The 637-nt window shown below is 44.6% G+C and carries 1 pseudogene; it reads left to right on the forward strand.

What is annotated here, in order from left to right:
• Positions 1 to 610: pseudogene (locus R7044_RS26145) on the forward strand (cadherin repeat domain-containing protein); the annotation flags it as partial.
• Positions 611 to 637: the final 27 nt, after the last annotated feature.

Genomic DNA, 637 nt, shown 5'->3' on the forward strand with positions numbered 1-637 from the left:
AAGAACAAGAGTTACGGTTCATGTCGATTTGGCAGAATCGGGTGTTGCAGATAAATACACACAACTTGATAGCGAACAAACCGTCATCGTCAGTACCCTCAGTGCCCCACAGTTTTCCAATTTAGAAGAAAGTGAGTTTGGCATCATGGGGTCGCGTTCGGTACGTGAACCGACGGATGATGAGCTGCAAAAATTTGGCAAAGGTAAGGTCGCGCTGTTCTTGTTAAAACCAGTGGGTAGCGATGACCGAACCCAACAAAAGGCAGTCTGGGTGCATGTTGCTCGATTTGATGGCTGTACTGCGGATCTGTTTTCTGATGATCTAAAACCATTCGATGCAATTGATTATGATGCTGTAGGTTATTGTGCGAACGGTAGTACGATTCGTATGACTCGCTTTTTAGTGATTGACGACTCTAAACTAGAAAATATTGAGTATGAGTTGGCAGCGCCAGTCATGTACTACCGTCGCGGTCAACGTGAGTTCTTAGCGAGTGATGACGGCGGTTTTTATGCCAAGCCAAATGTGGTGTACGGAAAAAGCAAGTATGGCTATCCGAAATCACTTTATGAGTGGTCAGTGGTCACCATGAAGTATCAACCGAATTAATCATCGTTTGATACCCACTAAAAAGGA

The sequence above is a fragment of the Vibrio sp. 1402 genome (genome assembly GCF_033340275.1).